Consider the following 7,711-nt stretch of genomic DNA (forward strand, 5'->3'; position numbering starts at 1 on the left):
TAATGGAAAAGCCACTCTTTTCAATTGTCGTTCCCTGTTATAACATTGAAGAATATTTAATTGGTTCCATGGAAAGTATACTCTCTCAGCCATTTAAGGACTGGGAGGTCATACTCGTTGATGATGGGTCTACAGATGCCACGGGCGCTATGATCAAATCATTTACCGAAATGGATCCTAGAATTCATTATTATTCTCAAGTAAATAAAGGTGTTTCAGTTGCAAGAAATATTGGGATTGAACATGCGATAGGAGAATATATCTATTTCCTAGATGCGGATGACACAATCAGTGATAGATTATTAACTCAGCTCTCAATTGAAGTAGCAGAAGAAAAGCCTGATTTAATTGTTTTTGGTTATGATAAGATTGGACCTAATCTTGAAATCCTGCGAAGGAGAATTCCGAAACAAAATAAATTATATCAGGACAAAGATGCAATTGGAGATCTTTTCATTTTTCTAGAAAATAACGAGTTGTTTAATCCACCGTGGAATAAGCTATACAGATTAAATCTGCTTGTTCAGAATAACATTAAATTTCCTCCACTCGCAGTTGGTGAGGATGCAGTATTTAATTATATTTTTTTTAGATTTCTAGAGAGTGCCTATGTGATTGCGGAGCCTCTGTATAATTATTTAACGTTAAGAGAAGGTTCAGCGACAGAAAATGAAAACTTTCCTGAATTGAGTGCTTTTACCTTTTTGGATGATCAGAAGAAACAAACAATGAATCAGCTTGGATTGAATACTAGTGGTGTCTATGAGACTGATCTGATTGTTGCATACTATAATTTATTTAAAAAGTCATTTTTAAGAAAAGATATTTCACGAGTATTAGATATTAAAATTACTCTTTTCAAAGAACAAGTTACTTCACATTACCAGCTTCATGATTTGATTTTAAGAATCTCAAAAAAAAATAACATTAAATTATTTTTGCTATATCATACTCACTTGTTTAGAATAATATTGGTCTTGCAATCTATTTTGATAAAAGTAAAAAAATAGTGGATTGTAGGAAAAAAAGTATAAGAGGTCAAGAAAAAGTATTTGAGTATACGTAGTTGGATTTCTTATTGTTTGCGGTATGTGAATAATCTGGAGTGACTAGTGGGATTATTTAAAGCAACTAAAAGAGAGGGTTGAAAACCGTTTGAAAAAGATTGGTGTAGTTACACTGCCAGGAAATTTTAATTATGGCAATAGATTGCAAAATTACGCTTTAAATCAAGCATTGGTAGAAATGGGTAATGATGTGCAGAACATTGTACTTTCTCCAAACACGAAACAACGAAAACCGACTCCAAAAAAAATAGTGGCAAGTATTATTAATCGTTTAAGTGCCGAAAATCGGCAATATCACAGAATGATAAAGGAAAAATCACCAATACTTTCTCCCTTCACTGAAAAGTATTTGCGGCCTCAAAAAATTGAATTAGTAGATTTGAAAAGCTTTGATGCTTTTTTCGTAGGGTCTGATCAAGTATGGAATCCTAATTATATTAAAAATGATTCACGGTACTTTTTAGATTTTGTACCAAAAAGTAAACGATTTTCATACGCGGCTAGCTTTGGTGTTTCGGAAATTACTGGACAGTATAAACAATTTTATAAAAAATCATTAGAAGGAATTAACAGAATTTCAGTCAGAGAAACACAAGGTGTCGAAATTATCAAGTCACTAACTGATATTCGGGCAACAATCGTTGCTGATCCAACATTATTATTAACGCCAGCACAATGGAATGTATTTGCTAATAAATCTAATTTTATGCCTGACGAGGACTATATAATAGTTTATATCCTTGGAAACTTAACACAAGAAAGTAATAATGAAATAAACGAGTATGCCAAACAAAAAACAGCAAAGATAATAACGATAATGGGTGATAAGTACAATTCTGATTATTGGATACCTAGCCCAACAACTTTTCTTGCCGCTATTCGTGGAGCAATTGCAGTTTTTACGGATTCATTTCATTGTACAGTTTTTTCAATAGTTTTTAGTACACCGTTTATTGTTTTTGACCGAACTGATTTTAAAATGATTTCACGCATTGACACATTGCTCTTATGCTTCAAACTTGAGAACAACAAATTCTGTTCAGGACACAATTTTAATCAAACATTATCAAACACTATATTTGATGAAGTGCCAAAAATTATGGCTAGAGAAAAAGCAAACGGAGAAAATTTTATTAAGACATGTCTAGAAGATATTTATTGATGAGGTATACAAATGGAGAGTAATGCAGCAATAGTTGATTTGGAAAAGCTGGGTATGGAAATAAAAAAAGATTGCTGTTTGGCACAATATTCGAACACGAAGACTGGCGGCAATGTAGATGTTGTGATATTTCCACATAGTCTTGAACAGTTAAAAGTTTCAATCCAATTATTGAAACAGCTTTCAACACCAGTTGTAGTGCTTGGAGATATGACAAATGTTGCAATCGCATCTAAAAATCTCAATTTCAACGTAATTTGTATGAGTCATTTTGTGAATGAGCCAATCTTTGACGCACAAAACGGCATCTTAACTGTAACTGCTGGGTACAAAATGAAACAGTTGTCGCGTTGGGCATTAAATCATTCGATTAGTGGGTTGCAATGGATGGAAGGAATACCTGGCACTGTTGGAGCTGGGGTATTTATGAATGCAGGATACTTAGCCGGTCAAGAATTTCAAGATATTGTGATTGATACACAAGTACTGATGCCAGACCTGAGTGTACAGACTCTTTCAAATAAGGACTTAAATTATTCGTATAGGCATTCCTCAATACAAGGTAACAAGGGTATTGTGCTGTCAACACGTCTTTTAGTCAGAGTTGGGAAAAAATGGAAGATTCGAGCTAAAATGGCTCAGTATCATAAAAGACGTGCAAAAAATCAGCCCCTCAATCTACCTTCGGCGGGCACTGTGTTTGTACCACCAACGCCATATCATGTTGGTGGTATGTTGCCGGAGCTCGGAATCATCGGCTATCGAATAGGAGGTGCTGAGATCTCACCAAAGTCTCCAGGTTTTATTGTTGGTGTAGATCATATGACTGGCGAGGACTACTATGAGATGGTAAGGTTCATACAGCGGGCGGTCAAAGAAAAATACAATATCGAGTTAGAGCCAGAAGTGAGATTGTTAGGTTTTAATGATGATAAAACGGAATAATGATAAGCAATTACGCGTGGGAACATTACTCTCATATACATCAATGATTGTTGGTTACGTTATACAAATTGGTTATACCCCAATAATGATTAGGATTATTGGTCAGTCGCAATATGGATTGTATAACCTGACGAATTCAATTGTTAGTTATTTGAGTTTATTTAGTCTTGGATTTGGTCCTGCATATATACGCTTTTATATGCGTCATCGTATGCAAAACGATGAAACTGCAATTAAGCGAATGAATGGTATGTTTATGTCTGTTTTCCTCTTACTAGGTATGATTGCAACATTAGCGGGTATAATTCTTGTATCAAAATCAGATTTCGTACTGGGAAGTAAGTTCAGTAAATCTGAGCTAGCGTTGGCAAAAAAGTTGATGATATTGATGGTGGCAAATATTGCAATCTCTTTTCCATTGATTCCAGTTGTATCATATATACAAGCAAACGAGAGATTTATCTTTCAGAATTCTTTAACAATTGTACGACAGATTATGAATCCATTCCTTGCATTACCTCTGCTATACGCTGGTTATGGATCTTTAGGAATGATTCTTGCAACAACAGTTATCTCGATGATTGTAGGATTGTTCCAAATTTACTATGCGATTACAAAATTAAGATTTCGTTTACTCTGGTCAAAACATGACTTTGTTGAGTTGAAAGAAGTTGCTATTTTTTCCTCTTTTTTATTTTTAAATGCAATTACTGATCAAATTAATTGGAATGTTGATAAGTTCATTATCGGCAGATACTATGGAGCAGTTCCAGTGGCAATCTATGGTATTGCTGCACAATTAAATAACTATTACTTAAGCTTCTCAACAGCTATCTCGAATGTATATATACCCAGGATTAACAGAATTGTTGCAGAATCAAAAGTTGATATGAATCATCACTTAACTGATCTATTTATAAAAATCGGGCGCGTACAATTTATGGTGATACTTTTTATTCTGTTGGAGATAATATTTATCGGGCGACCATTTATAGGCTTTTGGGCTGGAAAAGACTACTATAATGCATATCCCATCTTGCTCGTTCTTATTATTCCTGTCACCGTTCCACTTATACAAAACGCTGGTATTGCAATTCAACAAGCAAAAAATATGCATATTTTTCGATCGGTCCTTTATATTGCGATAGCATTACTGAATGCTCTATTATCCGTCGTACTTGTTCAAAAATATGGAGCCTTGGGTACGGCATTTGCAACAGCGTTGGCAATTGTTATAGGTAATATTATTTTGATGAACTGGTATTATCAAAAACATATAGGGCTAGACATTGTGAAATTTTGGTCATCAATTGCTACATTTATTCCATTGATTATCATTACTGTTATTTTCGGTTGGGTGACCATAAGTTTAATTGACTCGTATACTATCATCGGATTTATTATTGACGCTACATTGATAGCGATTGTTTATTCAATTTCACTATGGTTTACAGTTTTTACAACGGAGGAAAGGTATTTATTCATGCGTAAGCTCAATAAAGGTAGAAAATAAATAAGTCTCTATCGGATATTTTTTTAAAATAATTCGACTAGGATAAAATTTAGTTCTACTTAACTATAGTACGTTATGATGATATTCAGAAGCATTCAATTGATTTTATTGGATATTTGGAAGAGTTTATCTCTTGATAAATAGTTTTTGGAGCGTGAGAATATGACAACAGCATTAGTAACGGGTGGAGCTGGATTTATCGGTTCTAACTTGATAGAAGAATTAGTTAAAATAACGGATAAAGTTATGGTTGTTGATGATCTTTCAATGGGGTTAAAGAGTAATCTACCAGTCTCAGATAAGATTATTTTTTATGAAAAGAGTATTACTGATTATTCTTTTATGAAGCGACTATTACTTGATGAGCGACCGGATTATGTCTATTTGTTGGCTGCAGTTGCAAGTGTTGCGGATTCAATTGATCGTCCTTTGGAGACGCATGAAATTAATCAGAATGCAAATTTGTTTATCTTAGATACAATTCGAGTTAACAAATTGCCGGTCAAGAAAATACTATTTTCATCATCTGCCGCTGTTTACGGTGACGATCCAACTTTACCTAAGGTAGAAACAACTATGGTGAGGCCTTTGACACCGTATGCTATTGATAAATTCGCAACGGAGCGCTTTGTTATTGATTATGGTAATCTGTATGGGTTAAATACTGTTTGTGTTCGTTTCTTTAATGTATATGGACCAAGACAGAATCCGAAATCACCATATTCTGGAGTATTATCATTAATCAGCAATGCTATTATAAATGATAAACAATTTACACTTTTCGGTGATGGATCTCAAACGCGTGATTTTGTTTTTGTTGGTGATGTTGTGCAAGCACTATTGCTGTTAATGAAAACTCCAAGCGCCAGCCATGATGTGTACAATGTTGCAACAGGGACGGCTAGTAGTTTGGCTGACATTATTCAAGTTTTTGAAAAGTTGACACACAAAAAAATAGCCTTGAAGTTACAACCACCACGTTCGGGAGATATCAAGGATTCTTTAGCGGATATTAGTAAATTATCTAAGCTTGGATATCAGCCTCAATTCGATGTTGAACACGGTGTGGCGGTGTACCTAGAATCATTGAAATAATAAAAAAAGGATATAAGATATGTTTTTTTTAATCAATAATGGGAAACGGATTGAGCAGCTCTATACCTTGTTTGACCGCCAAACAAATTTTGTATATTGGGTGGTGGGTGTATTACTCGCTATTATGGGTATTCTTGTTGGATTCACTGTGTATGTCCAGATTAAAATGTCAAATGCGCAAGAAAAAGAGTTGAGGAAACATTTTAAGATTGACGAGTTAAATACCGGCCTCATCCAATTGCAGAGGTTATTGATAAAGAATACAGGTGTGTCACTGTTACGTGCTGAAAAAATGAGCAGGGACGAATTTTCCGCTGGACTAGCAAGTTACCGCGAAACAATCCATTATGTACAAGAAAACGGCAGTCTTTCAGTTGAGAATTTAAGCGATATAATGCTGGTAGCGGTTCACGTAACTATGGTTGCAACCGCGGATGTGTTAGGCTACCAGTCTGTTAAGTTTCTTGATGATGTTTTGGATATAATTGAAAAAAGTTCGCCAAAGATAAAAGCGAAAGTTCCTGAAAAGATTTATGACAGGTATTTTCGTGGCCTTAAACGTTATTCTGAGATTAGGTTGTCAAGTCGAATAGTAGAAGTGATGAATAAAAAAAATAACTACTCGTGGCTGTGTCCTCTGGGTTTGTGAGGGAACGCTGATTATTTGTAAGATTTCAAGGAGGCATTTCCCATGGCACTCATCCCACCAAAAAACGGGTTCAATCTTTTTTACGGTCTGGATGTTTATCAATATTTCGACATTCAGCACCAGGCAATGGTTCACGAGATTGCCGACTTGACCGACGCGGAGTTTGCTAGTCGTTCTATACCAGAATGGCGGGCGGATTTTTTGGCGCGGTATACGATTGAGCCGTTGCACTTGTTTGTGACTGAGGTGAAGTTTTCTTATGAGGCTGCGATGGTGGCGCCGATTTCTTTGATGGATTGGGTGCCTGATGTGGATCCGCATCGTGGCGATCCGCCTGAACCTGGGTATATTGTGACGGTGCAATATCCGTTCACTGGGGATGATGTGATGGTCTATATTCGGCCGGAGCGTTTTCCTTGTCGAACTTATCCGGCGACGCGTGTGGTTGCGCCGGTTGGCGATCAGAAGGGTATGGTCGAATTCAAGCGGGAGTTTCAAGCTTTTCGGGTGCCTGAGGAAGATACCGAGTGGGAGGCTGAGCGTTTGGTGATGGAATTGTCCAATCATTTCCACCAACTTTTCTCGATCAGCGCTCACAATACGCGCGAACACAATGGACATTTGTTGCCGCTGATCGATCAGGCGTTGGCAGAGCGGGCTGGAATCGATCATCTGTGAATAATTAATAGACACTAAACTATATTAAATATCCCGTCAAACTAATAAACGTTTGACGGATTTTTAATATAGTAGACGGTAGTTGTTTTAACTTAGAATTCAGTAACTCCGAAAATTTCGGTTAAATAAGTGTTGATGTTTGTATAAGGGTTTCGATTATACCAAGGATCTGACGATGATCGCAATAATCGGTTTGATGCGAAGATTGCGTGAACGTCGGGCCATCTTATTTCACCTCAGATCCTGGGGCGTTTAATGCACTTAGCATTTCGTCGACTTGTATTTGTGGCAATGCACCAAATCGACCTTCAATGTAGCGCCGCATGTATCTGATGTCGTGGCGTTTTTCTTTTGGATCTTTAAAGTCGAAAATCGATTTTAAATCGCTCCGACCTTGAAAGTCTTTTTCCATTAAGTAGATTTGATCTGTACGTAAGTTCGCATCGAGTAATTGAAGTTCATGCGTGGTTAGAATGAATGAGAGTGTAAAATATTTTGTGTAAATAGAAAAAAGGAAGTCCCTTCTGTAGAATAGAGTTGGCTATACTCCTACTTAAGTAGACAAGCAAATAATCAAAGCTTGTACACTTAGGAAGGAGTTT

General features: G+C 36.2%; 7 protein-coding genes. All 7 read left to right on the forward strand.

All coding sequences use genetic code 11. From position 1 onward, the window contains the following. Positions 1 to 2: 2 nt before the first annotated feature. A complete protein-coding gene (locus EKM67_RS06285) occupies positions 3 to 1,010 on the forward strand; it encodes a glycosyltransferase family 2 protein (RefSeq protein ID WP_125578179.1) in 1,008 nt (335 codons plus the stop codon). Positions 1,011 to 1,155: 145 nt separating this feature from the next. Continuing rightward, a complete protein-coding gene (locus tag EKM67_RS06290; RefSeq protein ID WP_125578180.1) occupies positions 1,156 to 2,229 on the forward strand; it encodes a polysaccharide pyruvyl transferase family protein in 1,074 nt (357 codons plus the stop codon). A 12-nt stretch (positions 2,230 to 2,241) separates the two neighbouring features. After that, on the forward strand, positions 2,242 to 3,174 hold the full coding sequence (gene murB / locus EKM67_RS06295) for a UDP-N-acetylmuramate dehydrogenase (protein WP_125578181.1): 933 nt from the start codon (positions 2,242 to 2,244) through the stop codon (positions 3,172 to 3,174). Next, on the forward strand, positions 3,155 to 4,687 hold the full coding sequence (locus tag EKM67_RS06300) for an oligosaccharide flippase family protein (RefSeq protein WP_125578182.1): 1,533 nt from the start codon (positions 3,155 to 3,157) through the stop codon (positions 4,685 to 4,687). Before murB ends, EKM67_RS06300 begins: the two co-directional genes overlap by 20 nt. Before the next feature lie 162 nt (positions 4,688 to 4,849). Continuing rightward, a complete protein-coding gene (locus tag EKM67_RS06305) occupies positions 4,850 to 5,782 on the forward strand; it encodes an NAD-dependent epimerase/dehydratase family protein (protein ID WP_125578183.1) in 933 nt (310 codons plus the stop codon). Between the two features lie 19 nt (positions 5,783 to 5,801). Beyond that, positions 5,802 to 6,431 (forward strand): hypothetical protein, encoded by a 630-nt coding sequence (locus EKM67_RS06310; protein WP_125578184.1) that lies wholly within the window; start codon positions 5,802 to 5,804, stop codon positions 6,429 to 6,431. Between the two features lie 42 nt (positions 6,432 to 6,473). Next, positions 6,474 to 7,109, forward strand: a complete 636-nt coding sequence (locus tag EKM67_RS06315; RefSeq protein WP_125578185.1) for a hypothetical protein — start codon at positions 6,474 to 6,476, stop codon at positions 7,107 to 7,109. Positions 7,110 to 7,711 lie beyond the last annotated feature (602 nt).

Source organism: Lapidilactobacillus mulanensis (assembly GCF_003946215.1).
Classification (GTDB): domain Bacteria; phylum Bacillota; class Bacilli; order Lactobacillales; family Lactobacillaceae; genus Lapidilactobacillus; species Lapidilactobacillus mulanensis.